Genomic DNA, 25,684 nt, shown 5'->3' with positions numbered 1-25,684 from the left:
GTTCACAGCACCCGGGCCAGCCACTTCCCCGTATGCGAGTGCAGATTCGCCGCAATCTCCTCCGGCGTGCCCACAGCCACCACCTTGCCGCCGCCATCGCCGCCCTCAGGCCCCATATCAATCACCCAATCAGCAGACTTGATCACATCCAGATTGTGCTCAATCACCACCAGCGAACCGCCGCCATCGATCAGCTTCTTAAACGCCGTCAGCAGCTTCGACACGTCATCGAAATGCAACCCCGTCGTCGGCTCATCCAGAATGTAGAGCACCCTGCTCGCCTGCGATGGCCTTACGTTGGCATTCGCGTTTCGCGCTTGCGCCAGGTGCGAGGCCAGCTTCACCCTCTGCGCCTCGCCGCCTGAAAGCGTTGTCGCGCTCTGCCCCAGCCGTAAGTAGCCTAGTCCTACTTCGTCCAGCACAGCCAGCTTTTCGAGCAGCCGCGTTTGCCCTACAAAGAACCGCAGCGCTTCCTTCACCGTCATCTGCAGCACTTCGTGAATGTTCTTGCCCTTGTACTGAACCTCCAGAATCCGCTGCTGGTAACGCGTTCCTCGGCACTCCTCGCACGGCAGTTCCACATCCGCAAGGAACTGCATCTCCACCGTCACCGTGCCATCGCCCTCGCAGACATTGCATCGCCCGCCCGGCACGTTAAACGAGAAATGTCCCGGCGACAACCCTTTGCGCTTCGCCTCCGGCTGGGACGCAAACAGCTCGCGAACCAAATCGAACCCCTTGATGTACGTCACCGGATTCGACCGCGGCGTCCTTCCAATCGGTGTCTGGTCCACCAGCACCACATCGTTCAGCCGCTCCACGCCAGTCAATGACTTGAAAGTCCCCGTCGGGTCCACTGAATCCGTCTGCCCCAGCGCCCGCGCAATCGCGCGATACAGCACATGGTGCACCAGCGTCGATTTCCCCGACCCCGAAACACCCGTAATCGCCACCAGCATCCCCAGCGGAATCTCTACGTCGACATTCTGCAGATTGTTCGCAATCGCTCCGCGCAGCACCAGCTTCTCGCGCCCCGGCTCTCTGCGCCGCGTCGGCACTGGAATCGAAATCTGCCCCGACAAATACCGCCCCGTCAGTGACTGCGGATTCGCTTCAATCTCCGCCAGCACGCCTTCCGCCAGCAGCTTGCCGCCAAACTCACCCGCGCCCGGCCCCAGGTCCAACAAGTGGTCCGCAGCCCGCAGCACATCCGGATCATGCTCCACCACCACAATCGTGTTTCCCAGGTCGCGCAGTTTCTTCAAAATCGAAATCAGTCTTTCCGTATCGCGTGTATGCAGCCCAATTGAAGGCTCATCCAGCACATACAGAGCACCCACCAGCTGAGAACCCAATGAAGTCGCCAGCTGAATCCTCTGCGCCTCGCCACCGGAAAGTGTGGAAGCCAATCTGTCCAGCGTCAGATACTCAAGGCCCACGGCATCCAGAAACGTAAGCCTCTGTCGAACTTCTTCCAGGATGCTTCCCGCAATCTCCGCCTGCATCGGCGTGAGCTTCAGCCCTGCAAAAAAATCATTCGCTTTCGCAATCGTCAGCGCCGCCGCCTGGCAAATGTTCATACCATTCAGCCGCACCGCGCGCGCCTCCGCCCGCAAGCGCTGGCCTCTGCACTCCGGGCACTCCGCATACCCGCGATATTTGCTCAGCATCACGCGCACATGGAGCTTGTACTTCTTCTTCTCCATCTCGCGGAAAAATCCATACACGCCCGTAAAACTTCCCTTGCCGTGCAGAATAGTCTCGCGCGCCTCGTTGCTCATCTCGCGCCACGGCACATCCATCGGCACGCCCAACCCCGCCGCCTGCTTCTTCAGGTCGGTAAAATGTGGCCTGTACTTCGGCCGGTTCCACGGATCAATCGCGCCATCACTCAAGCTCAGCGTCTTGTCCGGAATAATTAGGTTCAGATCGAAGTCAACCGTGTTCCCAAATCCCTGGCATCGCGGGCACGCGCCAAAAGGATTGTTAAAGCTGAACAGTCTTGGCTCTGGCTCGCGTCCCGGCCGGTGGCAGTCCACGCACTCAAACGCCGATGAGTAACGATAGTGTTTCCGCTCTGCATCTTCTTCGCGTGGAACTACTTCGAAGATGACTTCCTCCGCCTCGCGATACGCAGTCTCCGCCGCATCCACAATCCGCGCGCGGTTTTCGTCATCGACGACAATACGATCAACCAGCACAAACACCGGCAGCGTAAAGTCAACCTCCAGCAAACTCTCTGGCGTTGAAAATTCAAAGATGCGCCCCTGCTGATACAGCCGGCCAAAGCCTCCACCGCGCAGCTCAGTCAGCCGTGCCTTCAAAGCTTCCGTCAAAGGCCCATCTGTGTCCACAGTTTTCGCTGATGTCTTCGCAGTTGCGCGCGTCTTCTTCACCGGCTTCTCAGCCGCACTCTCAATCGAAATTGTCTTCACGGGAAATAGCGCGTGCAGCCGCGTTCCCTCGCCCAGCGCCATCACCGCGTCGGCCATCTCATCTACGTTGTCGCGTCGCACCAGGCCATCGCAATGTACGCAATGCACCGTGCCGCAACGCGCATATAACAGCCGTAGATAGTCGTAGATCTCCGTCGCCGTCGCAACCGTCGACCGCGGATTCCGTGTCGTATTTTTTTGCTTGATCGCAATCGCCGGCGCAAGCCCGTCAATCTCATCCACATCAGGCTTTTCAATGCGCTCCAGAAACTGCCGCGCATACGACGAGAGCGATTCCACGTACCGCCGCTGCCCCTCGGCATAGATCGTATCGAAGGCAAGGGACGACTTCCCAGAGCCCGACACGCCGCTAATCACCGTCAGCTTACCGTGCGGTATATCGCAGGAGATGTTCTTCAGATTATGCGTCCGCGCACCGCGGATCACGATCGCTTCATTTGGATTCGTCAACGAAAAGACACCGGCAGATCAAAAAGTCGGCACTCACACTGTCACGCTTACGCGATTAAGCGTGTAGCTGCCCATTCTTATTATACGAACGCTAAAAAAGAGAAATGCGCCAAGCATTAGCTCGGCGCATCCTCGTACGGCTTCTCGCGGCCGCATCGCGTTGGCTTTATGCGGCCACTTCTTGCAGTTGGCGCATCCGGATCGAAGCGGGAATAAATTCGTACTCGTACTCGCGCTCAATCTCTTCCACCACCGTCTCTACCTTGCGGTCGAGTACGGTAGACAGGTTCAGCAGCACAGTCGAGGCGCATGCGGGACATTGCATTGCGCTGTTGCCCACACTGTTGCAGTCAGGGCAAAGATATGCGGAAGTCAGAAGAAAATGTGCGGGCTCCGTACATGGAGTCGCTTCGTACTCGTCTTGTCTTTTGTTCAGAATGAGTGAAAGCATCGGCTCACCTAAGGCTTGGCTGGTTAAATTGAGATTAGAAGCAGCCGCAAATCGTACACCCCAGGGTGGCTGCCTATATAGAAAGAGATGCTCGTGGTATGGCCGTAGTTGCTTGCTTTTTCAGGGCTTTACCGTGTACACTTTCGCGACATTTCGCGCAACTACTATTGATGGTGTGCTTTGCGGCTCATCCGTTTCATGGGGTAACCATCTTTTGATTATCTTTTTGTAGTCAGCCAAGCCGCGGCGCTCGCCGTACAGCCCCCAGCGCCGTCCAACTTTCATACAACTTTCGGCCTTTAAACTAATATTTGAGGTTCTTCGTGCTTCGTTCTGTCTCTCTGTTTGTTTGTCTTTCTGCTTCTACCGCGCTCCCCCTCTCTGTCCTCGCCCAGCAACAGGTCGCACCGGCATCCGCTCCCTCAAACACATCTTCCCCGCAACTTCAGGAAGCCGAAGCTCTTCTCGCGCAATCCAACTGGAAGGCTGCAAGCGACAAGCTCAACGCATATCTCTCCGCCAATCCCTCAGACACGCGCGCACTCTTCGATGCCGGCTACGCCGCAGACGCGCAGAATCACGCAGACGATGCGGCCGCCTTCTATCGCCGCGCCATCGCTGCCGATAATTCAATGCTTGAAGCGCATCTCTCGCTCGGTCTTCTACTCGCGCGCCAGAACAAGCTCGATGAAGCGCGCACAGAACTTCAGGCCGCCACGCAACTCAATGCCGGAGAGAACGGTCCATCCCTTCGTGCCCGCGCCTGGCGCGCCCTCGCACAGGTGGATCGCGAATCCGATCCCGCCGCCGCATCGAACGATCTCATCGAAGCACTCAAACTAACTCCTGAAACTCCTGAAGACACCCTCCTCGCAGCGGAGCTCGCCAGCTCAGCCGGCGAATGGGACGCAGCGGAAAAAGCCTACCGCACCCTTCTCGCAAAAGATCCCAAGTCGACCGCCGTAGCAGCCGGCCTCGCCCACATTCTCATCGTGAAGAAGAATTATCCTGAGGCCGAAACCGTTCTCCGCTCCGCACTCGCGTCCACTCCCAACGACCCCGCGCTCACCGCGCAACTGGCTCTCGTCCTCGCCGCGCAGGATAAAGGCGAAGCTCTCCCAGTTCTTGAAAAGCTTCATACAGATCACCCCGCGGACGCCTCCATCACCCGCATGCTCGCCGAAATTCGCGCTGAAGCCGGGGACGCCGCCGCCTCCGACCAACTCTACGTAGCGCTCCTGGCCGCCAGCCCACACGATCCTGAGCTGCTCATCGGCCATGGCCAGAATCTTATCCGCCTCATGCACTTCGCCGACGCCTACCAGGTCTTTAAGCAGGCCACAGACGCCGCGCCCGCCAATCCTGACGCCTGGAGCGGCCTCGCCTTCGCAGCCTCCAAAACCAATCGCCCCTCTGAGGCTATCCACGCTCTCACCGTGCGCTCGCAATTTCTTCCCGAATCCGCGTCAACCTATTTCCTCTGGGCCACATCCTACGATGCATTGCACGACCGGGCTTCCGCAGCCGCCTACTACCATCACTTTCTGGATGCGGCGCAGGGAAAATTCCCGGATCAGGAATGGCAAGCCCGCCAGCGGTTGATTGCGCTCAATAAGAAGTAACAGGCGCTCGATGAAGGAAACACTGGCGGCAGAGGCATTGCCGGTTATCACAGAATTGTCATTCTTTGCGCAACCTATTGCGTTCACTCAAAAAATGGCCTATAGTTCCGGCCCAAGGACGCTTTCTGAACGTTTGCCTTCCTGGCGTTCGGAAGATCCAATTGCTTCATGCCACGGTCGTCAGCACGGAGGTCGTTATGCGTACTTTCCCGGCTGTTGTAGTTCTCTTTTGCTGCTGTTCGCTCCCGGCTCTCGCCGCTTCACTGGACGACAAGCCCATCGATCAGCAAAGTATTTCCGCGCTTGAAGCCCGCGCCGCGCAAGCCTCTCCGCGCGAACAGTGCTTCCTTTACGCTCAGCTCGTACATGAAATGATCGAGTTCAGCGCCCACCAATACTCCATTGGAGAGTTCGAGCAATCAACAAGCCTTCTCAAGCGCGCCCAGGAGATTACCCACAAGCTCCATACCGCCCTCACCAATGACGACAAAAAGCTCAAGGATGCCCAGATCCTCCTCCGCCATACCGCCTTCCGCCTCAATGAGCTCATCCACTCTGCCGGCTCTGACGACCGGCCCCTGATGGCCGAAACTCTTATCCAGCTCAACGCCGCGCAGACCGAAACCATGCTCGCCGTCTTCAAGAAATAAGAATGAATGGCCAGAGGTCAGCGATGCAAAGGCCGCGCGAAAGCGTGGTCTTTGCATTTCTACTCCCTATGTCGCTGGTCCCTTGGTCCCCGTCTTTGTCATAATGTCCGCATCGGAGAAAACTCCCGTGCGCCCTCTTGCTATCTTTCTACTCGCCCTTCTCGCCATCCCCGCAGTCGCGCAAAAAGAGAAGCGCGAGCCTCTGACCGAAACCCAGATTGAGGCCATTCGCGAGGCTGGTGTCGACCCCAACCTCCGCGTAGCTCTCTACACCAAATACGCCAACGAACACGCCGATACCATCAAGAGCCTCATCAACCGCGGCAAATCCCGCGACCGCGTCAAACGAGTCGATGACGAGCTGCAGGACTTCACCGCTCTCATGGACGAACTCGGCTCCAATCTCGATCAGTACGGCGACCGCAAAGCCGATCTGCGAGAAGCCCTCAAGCTGCTCAATGAGGATTGCCCGAAATGGGTCACCATCCTCAAGTCACTGCCCGGCGAACCAGCCTTCGACGTTGCTCGTAAAGAAGCCATCGAAAGCGGCGAAGATCTTGCCGACCAAGCCAACCGCCTGCTCAGCGAGCAAAATACCTACTTCCTCACCCACAAGGATGAGAAAAATCAGCAACGCGCCGAACCGAAAGACCCGCAGCCTCCGCAGCAATAACGACTCCGTCTGCCAACGATCGATCACAGCGCGGCAATAAATATCGAGTGTGTTTCCACGGTGGTTATGGTAGCTTGGCGAGCATGATTCGATCCGGTTGTGTACTCCTCATTGCCACATGGATTGCTGTTTCTCAGGCGCATGCCCAACAGACAGACGTGCCGGAAACGCTGCGCTACACCGTCATGTCCAACAACACAAAGTCCGGCGCGGAGGTAGACACATTTCATGTGGACGGCCAGGTGGACAGCACATTCGAGTTCAACGACCGCGGGCGTGGCCCGAAAGTAACAGCGCACTGGGCTTTGAATGCAAGTGGCATGCCGGTCAGTGTAGACGTGACGGGAGTCGACTATCTCAAGGCGCCGGTAGACGAGCACTTCTCGGTGACAAGCGGCAAGGCGCACTGGAAAAGCACATCGGAAGAAGGAGAAGCTCCGGAAGGCCGGTTTTACAGCGGTATCCAAACCCCACAGGCGGAACAGACTCTGTTGATCCGGCTGTTGTCGCGCTCAGGTGCAGCGGGAGTTCCACTATACCCGTCAGGCGTCGCTCACCTCGATAAGATGCAGGAAACCACAGTGCATAAGGCAGACGGCGCCGCGATGCATGTAACCGAGTACGCAATCTCAGGCTTCTCCCTGGAACCCTCAACAATCTGGATGGACGATCATCTGCAGTTCTTCGCAGAACCCGGTCCATGGTTCGCGATCCTGCGCGAAGGCTGGGAGACAACCAACGATCAGCTTTATCAGTTGCAGGCAAAAGCGGACCAGGAACGCTATCAACGTCTGGCTCAACAGTTGACACAGCATCCCGAGCACCCCGTCGCAATCGAGCACGTGCGCTTATTCGATGCGGAACATGCTGCCATGCTCGAAGACCAGACCGTAGTGATAGCCGGTGACCGCATCAGCACCGTTGGAGCCGCAGACAAAGCCAAAGTTCCCGCGGACGCGGACCGGATCGACGGACGCGGCAAAACCCTGCTTCCGGGGCTCTTCGATATGCACGTGCATGTAGCAGGCGGCCTTGACGGAATTCTGCACATTGCCAGCGGCGTGACATCGGTACGCGATATGGGCAACAGCATCGAAACGCTGGCGCAGATGGATGAGCAGTGGCGGAACGGGACCGGCATCGGTCCACGCATCTCGAAAGCGGGTCTGATCGATTCACCCGGACCATATCAGGCGCCGACCGGAATCTTCGCGGCAACTCAGGCCGAAGCAAACGCCGCCGTCAATCGGTACGCGGATCTCGGGTACGTGCAGACCAAACTCTACAGCTCATTTGATCCAAAGCTGGTGCCGGAGGCCATCTGGCTCTCCCACGCGCGTGGCATGCGAGTAAGCGGCCACGTGCCGAGTGGCATGACGGCACGGCAGTTCGTGGAAGAAGGCGCGGACGAAATTCAGCACATCAACTTCATCATGTTGAATTTCCTCACAGACAAGGTGCCGGACACGCGCAGCACGCAGCGGTTCATCGGAGCGGGCGAGTATGCCAACGGCATCGATCTCCAATCACAGGAAGTCAAAGATTTCATCGCCTTGCTCGTCAGGCATCACACCACGGTCGATGTAACGCTGGCCACCTTCGAGGACATGTTCACGGCACGGCCCGGACACCTGGCGCCCACCTACGCTCCCATTCTGGACCGGCTGCCTCCACAGGTACAGCGCGGCGCATACACCGGCGGGCTGCCCGTCACCGCAGCAAATGACGAGAAGTATCAGAAATCATGGGTAGCAATGCTGCAGATGACCAGGCAGCTCTATGACGCCGGAGTACCGATTCTTGCGGGAACCGATGACTTGGCCGGGGTCATGCTGCACAGGGAGCTTGAGCTCGAAGTACAAACCGGAATTCCGCCACTGAAGGCGCTCAGGAATGCAACCTGGGTCGCAGCGACGGTCTTACGCAAGCAGCAGGAGCTGGGCTCCATCGAAGCAGGAAAGATTGCAGACCTCGTACTGGTGGAAGGCGATCCCGGCAAAAACATCAGCGACGTGCGACGCTGCCGCTTGGTATTCAAGGGAGGCCTGATCTACGACTCCGCAAAGCTATACGCGGCAATCGCAATCTCACCCGCGAAATAAAGCAACTCCGCCAGCGCTCATAGAAAATCTCTCTTCCTCGATTGAAAGAAGAATGTAAGGCAAAGTAGCGCGGCAATCGTTGCGAACTCGATCAGCAGCGCTGTAGACGCGGTCGAGCTCCACATGACAGAGGAGCCTCCCATTCCTTTGGCGATGCCTGGAAGATGCGCAACATAGTAGCCAACGAGATTGATGGCAATATTGCCTACCATGATCGCCGCGACAGTCCATCCTTGTGATTCCGTCACCAGCGCGACGGCGATCATAAGGCATGTATTCACCAGAATTTCTATCGCCATGATGGCAGTGAACGGAAGTAATCCATGCGGTATTCCGTGCGGCACGGCAAACAACGCGAGAGTACCAAGCACAAGCAGCATCCACGGGACCATGAAGATGAGAACGGTGCCCAGTATCTTCGCACTAGTGTAATCGGCGTAGGAGATGGGCAAGCTCATAACGAAGGAGAGCGTCTGCTCTTTGCGCTCGTTCACCATGGTCGCGATAGCCAGTTGCGCGCCTACAGCAATGAGCGCGGTGAGGAGCAGGATAAGGCCAACCATGAAAGCGGCTTGTCCTCCCAGGCAAACAATACCGAGAGCGACAATTCCGCCGAGCACAGAGGCAGCGATTATCCATCGCTGGAGATACCAGTCTTTCAAAATAAGGCGCCTGATCATGGAGTAATTCATACCGCCAGAGTCTCCCTTCGGTACTGAACGCTGGTCACAAAGATTTCTTCCAGAGTCATGCTGTCCACTGCCTGCACCGTCGCGCCCAGGTCCTGGCAGACCGAGAGCATGGCAGGTTCAAAGCGATTGGTAGTCAGAACCGGAAGCCTGCTGCTGCCCCCCACATCGATCACACCCGGCAGATGCGGCAGCGCGATGCTCTCCGGCAGAACCAGACGAAGTCGGCGCCAACGATCAAGAAACGTCTCCTTGTCGTACGAGTCGAGAATCTTCCCCCGGTCGATGAAGGTGATCTGATCAGAGATCTGCTCTACGTCCTGCGTGTTGTGCGATGAGAAAAGGATGGTCCTCTCTTCGTCTGCCAACACAGCCATAAGCTCCCCCAGAACCTCATGACGCGCCACAGGATCAAGGCCCGTAGTCGGTTCATCCAGCACCAGAAGACGCGGACGCCGCGCCAGGGCGAGTAGCAATGCCGCCTTTACTCGCTGGCCGTGTGAAAGCCCCTTTATCTTTTGTTGTGGCTTCAGATCAAACCGGTGCAACAATTTCTCCGCGTAGAGTTGGTCCCATAGCGGATAGATAGAGCGCACGAACTCCATGTGCCATCGCAGAGTCGCTGCACCATAAAGCCGCATATCTTCCGATACGAAGCCGATATCGAACTTCGCAGCAGCTTGATCGGCAGGCATGGAATGGCCCAGCACATTCACTTGGCCTTTATCCTGATGAACCAATCCCATGAGGATGCGAATCGTCGTGGATTTGCCTGCGCCGTTTGCGCCGATGAATCCCATGATGCTGCCCGTGGGCAATTCAAGATCGATACTGTCGAGATCAAAGTGAGGATACCGCTTGCTCACTCCCTCGAAATGAACTGTCAGATCTTTCATAACGTCTCCTTCATCGTCCTGCGCTCGGCAAAGCGGACTGTCGCCTCGTGTAAGCGAGACGCGAGCTCATTCTTACTAAGCCCAAGTAGTTCCCCGAGCCTCGCAACGTGGTCAAGATGCTCCGCCAGCTCCTCGTCATAGAGCCTCGAACTCAAGGCGGGATCGGACGCTACGATCGACCCCTTCCCGTGCTGCGTGGCTATGACACCTTCGCGTTCAAGCTCCAGGTAAGCCCGCTTGACCGTAATCACGCTGACTTGAAGGGATACGGCGAGCTGGCGAATCGAGGGGATCTCTTGCCCTCGGGCCCAATCCCCGACGGCGATTCTCTGCTTGATCTGCTCCATGATCTGCAGGTATAGCGGCCGACCATCCGATTGCGAGATAAGCAAGTCACTGTGCATGTCAATATACTGAGTATACACAGCTAGTACAACTAGTCAAGCTCCTCTGGCAGCAAACCGTCTGCCATCAGAACCCCTCAATCCCGCACTCTTCAATTTCTTGTCAAGCCCCTTTTCGAAAACTATTTTCTAACTTGCTCATTCTAAAGCGCTAAAAACTTCGTCCACTTTGCGTATAATTACCGCCTTTTATGCCACACTATAAATATCCGTACAAACTACTTTCACTCAGCCGGCATTCCACGCTGGCTCGGAGGCACGTCTATGAACGCGGACTCAACCACAACCTGCGCGCATTCGCACCCCAACCCATCTCTTCGACGCTGCTGCCAGGCCCGCGATCTGGCCATGCAGATTGAGGCGCGCCGCCAGCTTGCCGCGCTTCTTCGTGGCAAATACAATAGCCCGGAGTGCATTCAGCTCGCCGCGCAAAATCTCAATCAGCGTCTGATCCTTACAGCAGGAACCCAGGCTTTTATGCAGGCAATTCCTGACCTTGACGGCCGCGAAATCGCGGATTACGTCAACTGCATCGTCTACGCGGCTATCCAGGGGTTCATCAGCTACAAGAGCCTCAGAAAATTTCTCAACCTGGCCCGGTTCTCGGCCCAGATGAACTAGCAGTTGCTCGCATCCTCCTGAAAGCCTGCCCCCTCCCCCTCCTTTTGCGGGGTAGGTAACCACTTCATATACCAATCAGTAAACATCGCACATTTTGTAAGATAAAATGTATATTGTTGCAAATAAACATTTTACATCCATCATAGCTTATTCCCTCTCCGCATCGCTCGCGCAGCGCGCCTTCTCTCTGCATTTCTGCTAACCTCAAACTCAGTGGCTTCCGAACTCATTCCCATATTTCAGGAGGAGTACCGGGCACTGCGTCCGCGCGCGCCCATGCCGCCGTTTACCATTCGTTTCCGCAAGTTCGTCTCCCTCAACACCACCATCCGCCTCCGCGAAGACCACATGCACGTTAGCCTTTCGGACCTGCTTGAAGGGGCGCCAGAACCCGTGCTGCGCGCCATAGCGCACATCCTGCTGGCCAAGCTCTATAAAAGGCCCATCGACCCGACGCAGAATCACCGCTACAAACGCTTCGTCACTTCCTCCGCGGTCATGCGGCAAACGGAGCTCACCCGCAGCCGCCGCGGCAGCAAGCGCTACCTTGGTCCTCAGGGCCGTTATTACAACCTCGAAGAGGTCTTCGAGTCGCTCAACACTCGCTTCTTCAACGGCTTCATGGGCCGTCCGCAGCTTACCTGGAGCGAAAGCCTGGCCAAACGCCTCCTCGGTCACTACGACCCCGCTCACAACACCATCGTCGTCAGCCGTGTCTTCGACCGGCCCTCAAGTCCTCGCTATGCCATTGAATACCTGCTGTACCACGAGATGCTGCACCTGGTTCACCCGGTCAAAATGAAGGGAACGCGCCGCTGCGTCCACCCCGCCGCCTTCAAAGCCGACGAAGGGAAATTCCCGCAGCTAAAAGAAGCGCTGGCGTTTCTGAAACGGCTTTAGAATTAACCTGCCAAGGACCTGTATCGTGACTCAAGAAACCCTAATCCGCTGCAAGTGGGCTGGCTCCGATCCGCTGTATTGTCAATATCACGACGAAGAATGGGGCGTACCCAATCACGACAGCCGTGCGCTCTGGGAAATGCTCATGCTGGAGGGCTTTCAGGCCGGCCTGGCGTGGATCATCATTCTCCGCAAGCGCGAAGCCTTCCGCAAAGCATTCAAGAACTTCGATCCCAAAAAGGTCGCCCGCTTCGACGAAGAGGACATTCAGCGGCTCCTCGCCGACCCTGGCATCGTCCGCTCTCGTGCCAAGATAGAAGCCACCATCGCCGGCGCGCGAATTTATCTCGAAATGCAGGCAGCAGGCGACGATTTCTCGGGCTACGCATGGAGTTTCGTAGGCGGCAAGCCCATCCAGAACACCGGTCCTGTGCCTGCCCTGACGCCGCTCTCGGAGCAGATTTCAAAGGCGCTCAAGAAACGCGGCTTCAAATTCGTGGGGCCGACCATCGTCTACGCCTGGATGCAGGCCGTCGGCATGGTCAACGACCACGCGCCGAACTGCTTCCGGCACAAAGAAGTTGAGACACCCGCTGAAAACCTAGGATCAGCGATTCACAAACGCTTCGCTGCGCTGGGCGGAATAGAGCTCCAAACTCCTCCGCGAAAAAAATCGCACCGCAAACCGCCCACTTTTGAATAGAACGAAATCTTAAGCCGTCGGCTCCGCCGTAGTCTCCTGCACTGGCACGAATTCCGCCGCCCCTCGCCGCGAAACAAACAGCAGCAGAAGCACGCCCGCAACCACGCTGCCCGCGCTGGCAAGCTGCGCATTGGTCATGCCCCACAGCACATGCGGGTTCCTGCGCAGGAACTCCACCAGGAAACGCGCCGCGCCGGTAAGGATGAGGTACTCGGCCAGGAGTGCTCCTGTAGGCCGCCGCTTTCCTCCGCGCAACCAGAGCCACGCGCCAATCACCAGTGAGCTGCCCAGCTCATACAACGGCGTCGGATGCACGCGTTCGTAGGTCGGCACAATGCCGTGCGGAAAGCTCATGCCCCAGGGCAGCGTGGTGGGCTTGCCATAACAACCGTCACCGGAGAGAAAACACCCGATGCGCCCAATACCGTAGCCGATAGCAGCGGCGGGCGAGGCCAGGTCAAGCGTCCTGAGGGCGCCAATCTTGGCGATAATTCCCTGCCCTACCAGTGCGCTGATACCGAAAACCAGACCGCCAAACCAGGCGAAACCAGCCGTGTCCCACAGCACGCGCCAGCCCTGCTCGCGGAACTCCTCAGGCGTATCCAGCACATGCCACAGCTTGGCGCCAATAATGCCGGCCACCACTGTAATCATCACGATACCAATGGCGTCAGCGGAGATTTTAGCCCGCCGGAAGCTGCGCTCCAGCACCAGGCCGCCGACAACAGCAGCCAACCAAAGCATTAGGCCGAAAGTAGGAATTGCGTGGGGCCAGAACGGAAGAGGAATCTCAGGCAGCATCGTCTCCAGTATAGACCCCAAATCGCTGCAGAAGTTAGGTCGCGATGACGTCAAAAGGCATCAGATTTTTTTAATCCTCACTTGCATCCCTCCCCGTATCTCGTTTCATACTGGGAACATGACCACAGTGGCCGAACCTGAAGACCAGCAGCAAGGGCTGCAAGTTCTTTACACCCGACAGCAGATCGCCGGCCGCGTAGCGGAGCTCGGTGAGGAGATCACCCGCGACCTGAACGGCGAGCCGCTCATCATGATCGGCGTGCTGAAAGGCGCGGCAGTCTTTTTGGCCGACCTCGCGCGCGCCGTACAGGCCGATACCACCTTCGACTTCATCGCCGTTTCCAGCTACGGTAAAGGGCAACGCTCCTCCGGAGCGGTCAAGCTCATCAAGGATCTTGATCATCCGATTGAAGGCAAAAACGTGCTCATCGTCGAGGACATTCTCGACACCGGGATCACGCTCACATATCTCCGCAAAATTCTTCAGCAGCATCATCCAAAGTCACTTCGCATCGCCGCGCTGCTCGACAAACCGGCACGCCGCATGGAAAAGATCGAGGCCGATTACGTCGGCTTTTCAATTCCGAATCTCTTCGTGATCGGCTACGGCATGGACTATGCCGAGCGCTATCGCAACCTGCCTGATATCTGCCTGATGACCCCGGAACATCCGGAGTAACCCGCGAACGAGAGGGCGCGCAATGGACAAGGAAATCGAAATCCTGCAAGCAGCTTACCGCAACTTCAACGCGCGGAATCTCGATGCAGTGCTGGCTCTCATGGCCGAGGATGTACAGTGGCCGAACGGGTGGGAAGGTGGTTACGTACATGGGCATGATGGCGTGCGGGACTACTGGACGCGTCAATGGGCTGTGCTTGATCCCAAGGTAGAGCCGCAGGAGATTTACAGGCTGGAGGATGGCCGGTTTGCGGTGGAGGTGCATCAGATCGTGCATGACCGCGAAGGCAAACTGCTCGCAGACCAGCGAGTGCGGCACATCTACCGATTGAGCGCTGAACTGATCGAGCGTATGGACATTGAAGAAGTAATCCCCTGACCGGCAAACTTCATCTAAGAGCTGTGTGAAAGTACAGTCCCGGTGCAATTTTTTCGGGATTTGGTGCATGACTCATCCGGGTTCTATACTCATACTCCGGACTGAACAATTTGGGCAGCACCGCGAACGAAAGGAGCATTCCCATGGCAGCAGGCGCTTCCATCTCAACGGCCTATCTTGAGTTTGATAATGGCGACTTTGACGCTGCCGGATTTACCGCGCAGACGCTGGCCAATGCTCGTTCGCTCGCTGCCGTAATCGACCACACGCTGTTAAAGCCGGAGGCCACACGCGAGCAGGTCGAAAAGCTCTGCAATGAGGCAGCCGAATACAGGTTTGCCTGCGCCATGGTCAACCCCGTCTGGGCATGCACCGCAACCTCCGTACTTTCAGGAACGGGAGTTCCAGTAGGTGTAGTGGTCGGCTTTCCACTCGGAGCCTCACTTGTCTCCACGCTCCGCTATGAGGTGGCAACACTGGCACGGCTCGGCGCAAAAGAAATCGACATGGTCCTGCCCATCGGCCAGCTCAAAAGCGGCAACCACCAAGCCGTCGAGCACACCATCCGTTCGGTCGCATCCGTCACGCACCATCACGGCGCAATTCTCAAGGTGATTCTGGAGACTTGCCTGCTCACCGTGGAAGAAAAGCTGCGCGCTGCGGAGATCGCCATTCAAGCCGGAACGGATTTCCTGAAGACCTCAACCGGCTTCTCCACCGGTGGTGCGACCGCTGCCGATGTGGCGCTATTGCGCGGCGTCGCCGGCGCACGCTGCGGCGTAAAGGCATCAGGCGGAATCCGCACGCTTGCGGACGCGCGCGCGATGCTGGAGGCCGGCGCCAACCGCATTGGCGCTTCTGCCAGCGTAGCCATTCTCCGGGAGTTGGGTGAGCTAACTGACGAGTAATCAGGTATCATTCGCTACGATACGGATGCCCGAACCTCCCGAGCCATTACCGCCGCCAATTCACGAATTTGAAGGCGACTATCGTCCCGCCGAGCCCTCACGCATTGACTCGGCCAATATCCGCGTCGAAACGGCGGATCTCGCCTATCTCGTGCAGATGGCGGATACGCTCAACACCACGCTCGATCTGCAGACGCTCATGAATCGCACAGCCGAAATGGTGCGGGCAATCATCCCCTACAAGATATTCGCCATCCTGCTGCTCAATGACCGCACGCAGGACTTGCGCATGCGCTTCCAGATCGGCCACACGCCGGAAGTGGAGCGAATGAAGCTGCCGCTCGGCAAAGGCGTTGCCGGCCACGTAGCGCTCACGCGCAAGCCGATCCTGCTGAACGATATAACCAAGGCGCCCTTCTACGTCAGCGCAAATCCTCAGGTGCGCTCGGAGCTCGCCGTTCCGCTGATCGCCAAAAACCAGCTGATCGGTGTAATGGACATCGAAAGCGAGCAGTTGGACTTTTTCCGCGATGAACACCTGCACCTGCTCACGCTGACCGCCTCGCGCATCGCTCAGGCCATTGAGAACGCGCGCCTCTACACGCGTGCCGCACGCCAGGCCCAGCAGCTTTCCGTACTGAACGAAATTGCCGCGGAGCTGACCTCGATTCTCGATATTGACCCGCTGTTTGAGCGCATCGGCCAGTTGCTGCGCCGCCTCATCGACTACCAGATGTTCACCATTATGCTGGTCGATGACACGGGTGAGACGCTCATCACACGCTACGCATGGCGCTTCGGATACTCGCACGCCCCGAAGCGGCGCATCCCCATTACCAGCGGCCTCGTTGGTGCATCGGCGCGCGAGTGGCGCGTGGTAAATGTGCCGGATGTTCGCAAAGACCTGCGTTATATCGAAATGAATCCCGAGACCCGCTCCGAGATGATCATCCCGCTCTTTCACAAGGGGCGAATCATTGGCGTGCTCGATCTCGAACACACGCGCACCGGCTTCTTCAACGAAGAGCATGAGCGAGTGTTGACAACGCTTGCCGCACAAATCGCCATTGCCATCGAAAACGCGCGCCTCTATCAGGCAGTACGCCGCCAGGAGCAACAACTGGAACGCGACATCGCCATGGCTCGCGAGGTCCAGCTTCGCCTGCTGCCTTCCGCGCCGCCCGTACACACAAATGCAGAACTTGCGGTTCGCTTTTTGCCCGCGCGATCCATCGGCGGCGACCTCTATGACTTTCTCGATTACGGGTCGAACCAGAGCGCCATCGTGCTCGGCGATGTCAGCGGCAAAGCCGCACCGGCAGCCCTGTTTTCTGCGCTTGTCAGCGGCATCATGCGTTCCGAGTCCACGTTGCACCCCGATCCGGCGCGCATGCTCGCCATCCTCAACGATGCCCTCCAGGTTCGTAAGCTCGATTCGCAATACGTCGTTATGTTATTCGCGCTATGGAACGACGAGAACCGCACCTTACAGGTGGCAAACTCCGGCGCGGTGCAGCCCATCTTCTGTCGCGGCGGCAAATCAACAGTCGTGCGCGCAGAGGGCTTTCCCCTCGGCATGTTCCCCGATGTAACCTACGAGGAATTCACACTCGCCACGCAGCCCGGCGACGCGCTGCTCTTTGCCTCGGACGGCATTACGGATGCCGAAAACTCGCAAGGAGAAATGTACGGCGATGAACGCCTGTCGGCAATGCTATGCGCCAATCGCAAGCGCTCCGCAGCCTCCATCGCCGAGGCAATTATGTCCGACGTAACCCACTTTCAGGGCGGCCATGACCGATTCGACGATGAAACAATCATCGTTTTGCGTGTGCGATGAAGCCCGGTAAAGTATATTTTCCCTGATGAAAACATTGCTTCGCACGCTGCTTTTTCTCGCACTCATCGTCTGGCTGGGCGCAGAGGTTTTCTTTCCTGTCATTGCTGCCGTCACATTCACCACCCTCGCACCAGATACACATGCCGCAGGTTCCATCGTTGGCCAGTTACTGCGCACGCTGCATTGGATGGGCCTCATCGCAGGCCTCGTAGCTCTACTCCTGCTAGCCATCGCGCCGACGTGGAGAATTTACAAGCCGCACTCGGTTCTGGTCCCAATGGTGCTGCTGTTGCTGATGATCGGAGCGACAGCGTATTCGCAATTCGGCATCATTCCATCCATGGAGCGCGATCGCATCGCCGCAGGCGGCGCAATCGACAACACAGACACCAGCAGCCCGCAGACAATCCACTTCAACAAGCTGCATCGCCGCAGCACGCTGGTCGAGGAAATCGTGCTGCTCTTCGGCATTGCCACGGTTGTCTTCGTAGCGCGAGCAGAATCCGTGCGGGCCTGAGACCTGCGCGCCCTTCTCATCAGCTAAAATCGTAGAGGCCCTTGTCGCTTCATCATCCTCGCAGGGCCGCTACGGGAAGTGCATGAAAACTGGCATTATTGGCCTACCGCAGGTGGGCAAAACATCGCTGTTCAAAATCCTCACCAAGGCCAAGGTGGAAGACCGCGGCTATTCGCGTGAGGCCCACATTGGCGTAGCCCGCGTGCCGGATGAGCGGCTGGACAAGCTCTCCACACTCTACTCGCCGAAGAAAACCACCTACGCCACGGTCGATTACGTAGACGTCGCCGCCATCGGCCAGGAAGCGCTGAAGGAAACAAATTTCCTCACCAGTCTCCGCAACAACGACGCTCTCATCCACGTACTGCGCGCCTTTGAGGACGACTCCATCCCGCACGTCGGAGCCATCGATCCGCTACGCGACATCAAGAATGTCGAGTTCGACCTCATGGTCAGCGATCTTACCCAGATCGAAAAGCGTCTGGAGCGCGTCGAGAAGGACCTCAAGCGCGCCCGCACCGGCGATCTCGAACGCGAACAAGCGCTTCTGCTGCGCTCCAAAGAAGCGCTGGAACAGGAACAGCCTCTGCGCGAGCTCGAGATGACAGCCGACGAAAAAAAGCTCATCAAGGGCTTCATGTTCCTCTCGCAGAAACCCATTCTCTACGCACTCAACATCGGCGAAAGCACTACACTCGGCGACGATCTTGAAGCAGCCGTAGCCAAATACAAGCTCGAAGAAGTAGCCAGCCGTCCCAATGCCGGCGCAACGGCCATCTGCGGCAAGGTCGAAGCCGAACTGGCCGAGATGGACGATGATGAAGCAGCGGATTTCCTTTTAAGCTACGGTTTGAAGGACAGCGGCCTCACGCGCCTCATCCGCAAGAGCTATGAGCTCCTGGGCCTCATCAGCTTCTTCACCGCCGGTGAAGATGAGTGCCGCGCATGGACCATTCCCGCAGGCTCCAAAGCCCCGCAGGGAGCAGGCGCCATCCACTCTGATCTCGAGCATCACTTCATCCGCGCGGAAACCATTCGCTGGGACGCATTGCTCGATGCCGGCTCTGAAGCCAACGCCCGCTCACGCGGCACCCTGCGCCTGGAAGGCAAAGAGTACATTGTGCAGGATGGCGACGTGATGCACATCCGGCATAGCGGCTGACAAAATGATCCGCTTATCCATCCTGCTCGGGCTCCTCGCCGCGCTGGCCGATGTGGCCGGCGGGCTGGTGCTCGTCCGCGCGCGTGGTATAGAGCGATACCTGCGCTATTTTGTCGCGTTGGGCGCAGGTTTCCTCATGGCTACGGCTGTGCTTGAAATGGCGCCGGAGAGCATCAAGCTAAGCCCGCAGCTTGGCCCGGTCCTCATCATGGCGGGCTACTGCCTTATGCACTTGCTTGAGCACACCATCAACGCGCACTTTCACTACGGCGAAGAGACACACCATCATGAGTTTGTCTCCCGCCACACCAGCTACTCTGTGTTGGCTGGCCTCAGCGTGCATGCGCTTTTCGATGGCGTCGCCATCGGCTCGGGTTTTGTGGTCAGCAGCGCACTCGGCTGGCTCATCTTTCTAGCCATCCTGCTGCATAAAATGCCAGAGGGCTTCACCATGGCCTCCATCATGATGGCCAGCGGACGCAGCCGTGCAGCTGCCTTTTATTCCGCTGTGGGCTTGGCCGTGGCCACACTCATCGGAGTGCTCGTAATACAGCTTGTTCCAAGCTGGCTTCCATATGGCCTGCCCATCTCCGCAGGCGTAGCGCTATATGTGGGTGCGAGCGATCTGGTTCCTGAAGTAAACCGCGAGCCCGGAATCCGCATGGCGCTGATCTTCTTTCTCGGCGTGGCAGGCTTCCTTTTGCTGCGAGTGCTGCTGCCGGCACTCTGATCGCACGTCTCAACTTTCACTATTGCATCCCGTCTAACTGGAGTGATCTTGGGCCGCGCGAACTTTTGCGCCGTTGCCGAGTACTTCAATATGTCCACTTTCGCAATTGAGACCGAGCTTCATGTTTCAGAGCATCGCCTCCTTAAGAAAAATCGCTCGGGCAGATGGCCTGTAGTAGCCGCACTGTTGCTCGTCTACGTTGCGCAGTGCGCGTGGTTCATCCGCACGCAATCCTTCACAAACGACGAGCCGGAGCACCTCGTAGCCGGCCTCGAAGCATGGAAGTTCGGCGAATTCAAACACTGGCACGACCAGCCGCCGCTGCCGCGAATGCTCTTTGCACTGCCCCTCTTAGGAACAGATTGGAAATACCACATCGCCGATGACCAGGTCCGTCTGGACAAACCTGCTGCAGAGGTATGGCTCAATCGCTCGCGGTGGATAAATACGCTGCTGGGCCTGATTTTGCTCTTGCTAGTCTGGTCCACAGCATGCAGGCTCTTTGGAGAAACCGCCGGACTCTTTGCGCTGGGGTTGGCCGCAGTTTCGCCGGACCTAGTCGCGCATTTCTCGATGGATACCATGGATGGACCGGCAACGCTGGCGATCTTCCTCACGACGCTGCAGTTTCTTCGCTACCGCCGCAATCCCACATGGGGCCACGCAGCCCTGTTGGGATGTGCCACAGGCATCATGATGCTCGCCAAGTTCAACTGCCCGCCCATCATCTTGCTGGTGCTTGCTCTCGTTCTGCTTCACAAGCTGCCGGGGCAGGGGCGGGGCATCTCGGGATGGCTGCGTGGATTACAGTGGAAGCGCACAGGGGCCATATTATTGACGGCGTTTCTCGTCGTATGGGCGGGCTATTTCTTTCACGTCTCCCGGGTCACCTTTGCCGATCAGATGGTGACAATCCACTTCGCTGGCTACACAAAACTGCTGCAATACGAAATGCCAACGCTACGGACGCCGATCACCATCTTCTGGCCGGCCTGTGAGTGGTTTACCGGATTGGGGCAGGTGGTGGCACACAACGCGGAAGGACACAGGAGCTTTCTACTCGGCCAATACAGCGCGGAGGGCTTCCATATGTACTTTCCGGTGGCGATGCTGCTGAAATGGCCACCCATTGTGCTGCTTGGCGGCATCATAGGAGTTGTGACCACAGCATCCCGGCAACTTGAGTGGCGACCTGACGCTTCGGATGAACAAGTGGCTGATCGAGAACTGCTGCTGCTATCGGTCTTCCCTGCCGTCTATATGGCCTTTGCGTTGATCTCTCATATCAACATCGGGGTTCGCCATGTGCTGCCGATGTATCCATTTCTCCTGTTGTATGCTGCGGCAGCAGGTGCGTGGCTGGCTAAGGCTAAGCGGCGGTGGGCGCTTGTTCTGCTGCCCTTGCTGGTTCTGGCGCAGGCCGTGGACACTGCGCGCTATGCACCCAACGATCTGGCGTACTTTACCCCTTTCGTAAACCCGGATCGGACATGGACGCTGCTCAGCGACAGCAATACAGACTGGGGCCAGGGGCTTTACGCGCTTCGGGAGTACCAAATTGCCCACCCGCAGGAAACCATTCATCTGGCCTACGTGGGTGAAGTGGATCCGGCCTGGATGGGCATTAAATATGAACGATTAGGCGAGAAGGACCGTCCAACAGGTACAGTTGTAATAAGCGCCGCGCATCTTTCGGGGCAGTTATTGAGTGATCATCAGGCATACCGGTGGCTGCAGCAGTACCCGCTTAAAGCAGTTTTGGACCATGCGATGTATGTTTTTGAGGTTTCAGATACTAAATGAATGATGAATCATTAGAATTCCCTTTAGTTATGTAGGCTCTACAATGCATAATTCGTCTAAATTTGGGAGCCGTGATTTTCCCACCCGTGGCGTCTGCTGAGTGTAGCCGCCGGATTTTTGAACGGAGTTTTCGATTGCGCCGGTTTTTAAGTCGTACCACCATCCTGCCGGTCCTCCTGTTTTCCTTTCTTGGATTTCTAGCGATGGGGTATCACCCCGGCGCAGAGGATGATGCCGTCTACCTGCCTGCCGTCAAGGCGCACCTCAATTCCGCTCTCTATCCGCACGATGCCGCCTTCTTCATGCTGCAGATGCGGACCAGCTTCTTCGATGTCTGGATGGCGAACCTGGTGCGGGTTACGGGACTTCCCGTAGCGTGGGCCGAGTTGCTGGTTCATGCCACTGCAATTTTTCTGATCGTTCTGGCGGCATGGAGAATTCTCTGCTTGCTCTTCGAAGAGACCTCAGCGCGCTGGGGCGGAATCGCCATGCTTGGCGCCATGCTGACACTGCCTGTTGCGGGCACAGCTCTCTATATAGCCGATCAGTATCTGCACCCGCGAAATCCAGCAACGGCGCTGGTTCTCTTTGCTGTGGAGCGGATTCTCCGTCGTAAACGCTGGCAGGCCATTCCGCTGTTGACAGTTGCGTTTGTGATGCATCCGTTAATGGGCGCGCTGGGAATCTCATTCAGCTGCATTCTTAGTCTGGTGCTGCATCAGCCGTTCCGGGCACGTATGCGCGCGTGGCTCACTCGCTATGAATCAGGCCCGATGAAGGCTCCTGTGCCGGCCTCCGCGCTGGTTCTCATTCCGTTTGGATGGGCCTTTGCGCCGCCGAGCAAGTTCCTGCTCCAGGCCATGAGCACACGGCATTGGCTGCGCGTTTACGACTGGACCTGGTACGAGTGGATCGGCGATCTCGCTCCAATCGTTCTCTTCGGAGTCCTCTATTACGTGGCAAAGCGGCAAGGCCGTAGCAACCTCTCGTTGTTTGCGCTTGCGGTCTGCATCTACGGCATCTTTCAGCAGTCCGTGGCCATGGTGCTGCAGGGGCCGGAGGTTCTGCAGAGCTTCCGCGCGCTGGAGCCAATGCGCTTCCTTCATCTAATCTACGTCTTTATGGCAATCGTCGGCGGAGCCTATCTGGGCATGTACGCACTTCGCGGCAAGGCATGGCGATGGGCCGTATTCATGGTGTTGTTTTACGGAGGAATGTACTTCTCCCAACGTCAGCTCTTTGCCAGCACAGAGCACATCGAACTACCCGCGGCAGGTTCGCGCAATCCCTGGTTGCAGGCCTTCACATGGATTCGCCAGAACACTCCCCAGGACGCCTATTTCGCGCTCGATCCGCATTACATGGCCGCACCAGATGAGGATTACCACAGCTTCCGCGCTCTCGCGGAGCGAAGCGCTCTGGCAGACGCCATCAAGGACACCGCTGTCATCACCAAGGTCCCCGAACTCGGCCAGATGTGGTACGACCAGACGCGCGCTGAGGAGGGCTGGAACCAATTTGGCCGCGCAGACTTCCAGCAGTTGAAATCAAAATTCGGCGTGGATTGGGTTTTGGTGGCCAACCAGCAGGCTTCCGGCATGGCGTGTCCCTGGCATAACGACCGCCTCAGCGTCTGTCGCATTCCATAAGCGACTCCCCGCGAGTTGGCAATCCGCATACTATAGAGACTGAGATTCGCGGATGATGCTAAGCCTCACACAACGATTGATTCTGGGCTGCGCGGCGCTGGCTGGGCTAACGCTATGGCTAGCACTAGCAGCCCGCGGAGCACTGGCAACAGCAGGGCATCACACACTTGCCATTGCCCTGCCCGCAGCCGCAATTGCGCTGGCCATTCTTACAGTACTTGTAGTCCTGGCGCCGCTTCGCACGCTGGCCAACGACGCCCGCAAGATCGCTCAGGGAAATCTCGAACATCGCTCAACGTGGGCCGGACGCGACAGCGCCGGAGTGCTCGCCGCCGAAATCAACCGGCTGGCGGTACGGCTGCGCGAACTGCGTGAGTCCGATGCCGGCCGGCGGCAGATGGAGTTTCAGCTCTCAGACGCCGTACTGCAATCCATCTTTGAACCGATCATCGTTACTGACGCAAAAGGCCATCTGCTCAAGGTGAATCAATCTGCCGCCGAGCTTCTGGGCCCTTCGTCTACCGACCGCATGGCGCTCACAAACACTCCTGGCGGAGACAAGATTCTCTCTGCCATTCGCGATGCCGTCGCTATGCAGAAGCCCATCGCCGCCGAAGGCGACTCCGCCGTGCTGCCCATGCGCATCGGCCAGCATGACCGCAGCTATCGCCTCCGCGCCACGCCCATGCGCGACACCGAAGGCCGCCTGCTCGGCGCAGTTACTACGCTCGAAGACGTCACCGCAGTGCAAAACACCGATCGCTTCAAGACGCAGTTCATTGCCGTAGCCAGCCGCAAGCTGCGCGATCCACTGCTCCAGTTGCGCCGTGGGCTCTACGCCATTGGCCAGGGCTTTGCCGGCGATCTTTCCCCTTTGCAGGCCGAGCTGGTCACAGATGCCAGTCGCGAGGCGCAGATCCTCGACGACCTCATGGCCGACCTGATTGAAGTGGCGGAGATCGACACAGGCAAGCGCGAAATGAAGCTCGAAAACCTGCGGCCCATCGCGCTGCTGCAGGAAGTCGATGACCGCTACGCCGATCCGGCTACGCAGAAGAAGGTCCACATTGAGATTCAGGCCTACGCGGATCTCTCCTTCATCCGCGCGGACCGCCGAGCTGTGCGCTCGATCTTCGATAATCTCCTGGCAAATGCGATTCGCTTCACGCCCCCGGAGGGCGAAATCCTGCTCGCTGCCGAAGAGCTCAAAAACTTTGTCCAGTTCACGGTGCGCGACGCCGGTCGCGGCATTGAGGCCGACCGCCTCGCAACCATCTTCGACCGCTTCAATGCCTCTTCCGAGAGCGGCACCGGCATGGGCCTAGCGCTCGTGCGTCGTCTCGTCGAATCTCTGGGCGGCCAGATTGCCGTCGAGAGCCGGCTCGGCCAGGGCACCACGTTTCGCTTCACCCTACCCGTGGCCACGGTGGAAGCCGTCCGTCATCCAGTCGAGGTGGGTTAAGTCCGCATGGCCGAACTCCAGCTCGATCCCAAACCTGAACAAGGTAACCTTCGCATTTACATTGGCGCGGCACCCGGCGTGGGCAAAACCTACACCATGCTGAACGACGCTTATTTGCTCAAGGAACAAGGCATCAATGTCGTCATTGGCCTCGTAGAAACGCATGGCCGCAAGGAGACCGAGGAGCGCATCCGCGATCTCGAGATAATTGCACAACACGTCATCCCCTATCGCGGCGTAGAGCTCAAAGAGATGGACGTCGATGCCATCCTGGCGCGGCATCCCAATACCGTGGTAGTTGATGAGCTAGCGCACACCAATGTGCCGGGCAGCAGGAACCGCAAGCGTTATGAAGATGTTCTGGACCTGCTGAACGCAGGCATTAACGTCATGACCGCCGTAAACATTCAGCATCTTGAAACGCTGAATGACGCTGTCAACAGCTCAGCGAATACAGTTATCCGCGAAACGGTCCCGGACAACTTCCTGAAGCGCGCAGACGAAGTTGTAAACGTCGATGTCACGGTCAATGAGCTGCGAAATCGCCTTCGCCAGGGCAAGATTTACGCACCCGAAAAAGTAGAGCAGTCGCTCGCCAACTTCTTCCGCATCGGGAACCTGAATCTGCTGCGTGAGCTCTCCCTTCGAACCACTGCTGAACAGGTATCCAACCGCGAGGCCGAGTTTCGCCGTTCGCGCGGCTGGGAGCAGGCATCCGTTCCGGAGAAGGTGATGGTCTGCCTCACGCCGCGTCCAGGCGGCGAGCGCCTTCTGCGCGTGGGTGCGCGTATTGCCGGCAGGCTTTCGACAAACTGGTATGCCGTGTACGTCTCCCGACCTACTGACGACAAAGGCCACGGTGACCCGGAGGCGCATCAGCGGCTGGAGGAATACGAGCGCATGGGCCGTGATCTCGGCGCAAAAGTGGTGAACCTCGTCGACAAGAACGTCTCGAATGCACTCATCCGCTATGCGCAGCAGGAGAGTATTACGCACGTCGTCTTCGGCCAGTCGGCACGGTCACGGCTGGATATTCTGCTGCGTGGCTCCGTGCTCAACCGGTTCCTCTCTGAGGTGCGGGACGTCACTGTTCAGGTAGTCCCCATGCACAAGCCGTTAAAACGCGCGTAAGCTTCT

The 25,684-nt window shown here is 57.8% G+C and carries 24 protein-coding genes; 18 read left to right on the top strand and 6 right to left on the bottom strand.

Annotated features, from left to right (window positions below):
- Positions 1-2: 2 nt before the first annotated feature.
- Complete coding sequence (uvrA, locus tag VO84_RS02180; RefSeq protein ID WP_058185652.1) at positions 3-2,906, bottom strand: excinuclease ABC subunit UvrA; 2,904 nt, start codon at positions 2,904-2,906, stop codon at positions 3-5.
- A 166-nt stretch (positions 2,907-3,072) separates the two neighbouring features.
- Positions 3,073-3,357 (bottom strand): hypothetical protein, encoded by a 285-nt coding sequence (locus VO84_RS22705; protein WP_058185651.1) that lies wholly within the window; start codon positions 3,355-3,357, stop codon positions 3,073-3,075.
- A gap of 323 nt (positions 3,358-3,680) precedes the next feature.
- Between VO84_RS22705 and VO84_RS02170 the strand changes: the two genes are divergently transcribed.
- The 4 genes from VO84_RS02170 (at position 3,681) to VO84_RS02155 (ending at position 8,404) form a co-directional block, all read left to right on the top strand.
- Entirely contained in the window at positions 3,681-4,979 is a 1,299-nt protein-coding gene (locus VO84_RS02170) for a tetratricopeptide repeat protein (protein WP_058185650.1), read from the top strand.
- 197 nt (positions 4,980-5,176) lie between these two features.
- Positions 5,177-5,629 (top strand): hypothetical protein, encoded by a 453-nt coding sequence (locus VO84_RS02165; protein ID WP_157439680.1) that lies wholly within the window; start codon positions 5,177-5,179, stop codon positions 5,627-5,629.
- Between the two features lie 127 nt (positions 5,630-5,756).
- A complete protein-coding gene (locus tag VO84_RS02160; RefSeq protein ID WP_058185648.1) occupies positions 5,757-6,302 on the top strand; it encodes a hypothetical protein in 546 nt (181 codons plus the stop codon).
- Positions 6,303-6,385: 83 nt separating this feature from the next.
- On the top strand, positions 6,386-8,404 hold the full coding sequence (locus VO84_RS02155) for an amidohydrolase family protein (RefSeq protein WP_058185647.1): 2,019 nt from the start codon (positions 6,386-6,388) through the stop codon (positions 8,402-8,404).
- 17 nt (positions 8,405-8,421) lie between these two features.
- On the opposite strand, the gene VO84_RS02150 is transcribed toward VO84_RS02155, so the two are convergent.
- From VO84_RS02150 to VO84_RS02140, 3 genes are read right to left on the bottom strand one after another with little or no spacing between them, the layout of a single operon-like run.
- Positions 8,422-9,084: an ABC-2 transporter permease gene (locus VO84_RS02150; RefSeq protein WP_197413863.1), complete on the bottom strand. Its 663-nt coding sequence runs from the start codon at positions 9,082-9,084 to the stop codon at positions 8,422-8,424.
- Positions 9,085-9,092: 8 nt separating this feature from the next.
- A complete protein-coding gene (locus VO84_RS02145) occupies positions 9,093-9,989 on the bottom strand; it encodes an ABC transporter ATP-binding protein (protein WP_058185645.1) in 897 nt (298 codons plus the stop codon).
- On the bottom strand, positions 9,986-10,393 hold the full coding sequence (locus VO84_RS02140; RefSeq protein ID WP_058185920.1) for a GntR family transcriptional regulator: 408 nt from the start codon (positions 10,391-10,393) through the stop codon (positions 9,986-9,988). The genes VO84_RS02145 and VO84_RS02140 overlap by 4 nt, the downstream gene beginning before the upstream one ends.
- Before the next feature lie 264 nt (positions 10,394-10,657).
- Between VO84_RS02140 and VO84_RS02135 the strand changes: the two genes are divergently transcribed.
- The 3 genes from VO84_RS02135 to VO84_RS02125 all read left to right on the top strand — a co-directional run bounded on the left by VO84_RS02135 (position 10,658) and on the right by VO84_RS02125 (position 12,617).
- Positions 10,658-11,014: a hypothetical protein gene (locus VO84_RS02135; RefSeq protein WP_058185644.1), complete on the top strand. Its 357-nt coding sequence runs from the start codon at positions 10,658-10,660 to the stop codon at positions 11,012-11,014.
- A 213-nt stretch (positions 11,015-11,227) separates the two neighbouring features.
- The gene (locus VO84_RS02130; RefSeq protein ID WP_058185643.1) at positions 11,228-11,914 is read left to right on the top strand and encodes a SprT-like domain-containing protein; all 687 of its coding nucleotides are present in this window, start codon (positions 11,228-11,230) and stop codon (positions 11,912-11,914) included.
- Between the two features lie 25 nt (positions 11,915-11,939).
- Complete coding sequence (locus VO84_RS02125) at positions 11,940-12,617, top strand: DNA-3-methyladenine glycosylase I (RefSeq protein ID WP_082661620.1); 678 nt, start codon at positions 11,940-11,942, stop codon at positions 12,615-12,617.
- A 9-nt stretch (positions 12,618-12,626) separates the two neighbouring features.
- On the opposite strand, the gene VO84_RS02120 is transcribed toward VO84_RS02125, so the two are convergent.
- Entirely contained in the window at positions 12,627-13,418 is a 792-nt protein-coding gene (locus VO84_RS02120; protein ID WP_058185642.1) for a prolipoprotein diacylglyceryl transferase, read from the bottom strand.
- A gap of 118 nt (positions 13,419-13,536) precedes the next feature.
- Here VO84_RS02120 and hpt point away from each other — a divergent pair, with 118 nt between their 5' ends.
- The 11 genes from hpt to VO84_RS02065 all read left to right on the top strand — a co-directional run bounded on the left by hpt (position 13,537) and on the right by VO84_RS02065 (position 25,678).
- Positions 13,537-14,097, top strand: a complete 561-nt coding sequence (hpt, locus tag VO84_RS02115; protein WP_058185641.1) for a hypoxanthine phosphoribosyltransferase — start codon at positions 13,537-13,539, stop codon at positions 14,095-14,097.
- A 22-nt stretch (positions 14,098-14,119) separates the two neighbouring features.
- Positions 14,120-14,476 (top strand): nuclear transport factor 2 family protein, encoded by a 357-nt coding sequence (locus VO84_RS02110; RefSeq protein WP_058185640.1) that lies wholly within the window; start codon positions 14,120-14,122, stop codon positions 14,474-14,476.
- 143 nt (positions 14,477-14,619) lie between these two features.
- On the top strand, positions 14,620-15,384 hold the full coding sequence (deoC, locus tag VO84_RS02105; protein ID WP_082661619.1) for a deoxyribose-phosphate aldolase: 765 nt from the start codon (positions 14,620-14,622) through the stop codon (positions 15,382-15,384).
- 25 nt (positions 15,385-15,409) lie between these two features.
- The gene (locus VO84_RS02100; protein ID WP_058185639.1) at positions 15,410-17,224 is read left to right on the top strand and encodes a SpoIIE family protein phosphatase; all 1,815 of its coding nucleotides are present in this window, start codon (positions 15,410-15,412) and stop codon (positions 17,222-17,224) included.
- A gap of 25 nt (positions 17,225-17,249) precedes the next feature.
- Complete coding sequence (locus VO84_RS02095; RefSeq protein ID WP_058185638.1) at positions 17,250-17,741, top strand: DUF4149 domain-containing protein; 492 nt, start codon at positions 17,250-17,252, stop codon at positions 17,739-17,741.
- Positions 17,742-17,823: 82 nt separating this feature from the next.
- On the top strand, positions 17,824-18,903 hold the full coding sequence (gene ychF, locus VO84_RS02090) for a redox-regulated ATPase YchF (protein ID WP_058185637.1): 1,080 nt from the start codon (positions 17,824-17,826) through the stop codon (positions 18,901-18,903).
- Positions 18,904-18,907: 4 nt separating this feature from the next.
- Entirely contained in the window at positions 18,908-19,633 is a 726-nt protein-coding gene (locus tag VO84_RS02085; protein WP_058185636.1) for a ZIP family metal transporter, read from the top strand.
- A 90-nt stretch (positions 19,634-19,723) separates the two neighbouring features.
- Positions 19,724-21,436: an ArnT family glycosyltransferase gene (locus VO84_RS02080; protein WP_157439679.1), complete on the top strand. Its 1,713-nt coding sequence runs from the start codon at positions 19,724-19,726 to the stop codon at positions 21,434-21,436.
- Positions 21,437-21,570: 134 nt separating this feature from the next.
- On the top strand, positions 21,571-23,085 hold the full coding sequence (locus VO84_RS02075; RefSeq protein ID WP_058185634.1) for a DUF6798 domain-containing protein: 1,515 nt from the start codon (positions 21,571-21,573) through the stop codon (positions 23,083-23,085).
- 52 nt (positions 23,086-23,137) lie between these two features.
- Positions 23,138-24,547 (top strand): ATP-binding protein, encoded by a 1,410-nt coding sequence (locus VO84_RS02070; protein WP_157439678.1) that lies wholly within the window; start codon positions 23,138-23,140, stop codon positions 24,545-24,547.
- A gap of 6 nt (positions 24,548-24,553) precedes the next feature.
- On the top strand, positions 24,554-25,678 hold the full coding sequence (locus VO84_RS02065) for a universal stress protein (protein ID WP_058185633.1): 1,125 nt from the start codon (positions 24,554-24,556) through the stop codon (positions 25,676-25,678).
- The last annotated feature ends 6 nt before the right edge of the window (positions 25,679-25,684 follow it).

The organism is Occallatibacter gabretensis, from assembly GCF_001449115.1.
Taxonomy (GTDB): Bacteria; Acidobacteriota; Terriglobia; order Terriglobales; family Acidobacteriaceae; genus Telmatobacter; species Telmatobacter gabretensis.
This window is presented reverse-complemented; position numbering and strand designations above follow the sequence as displayed.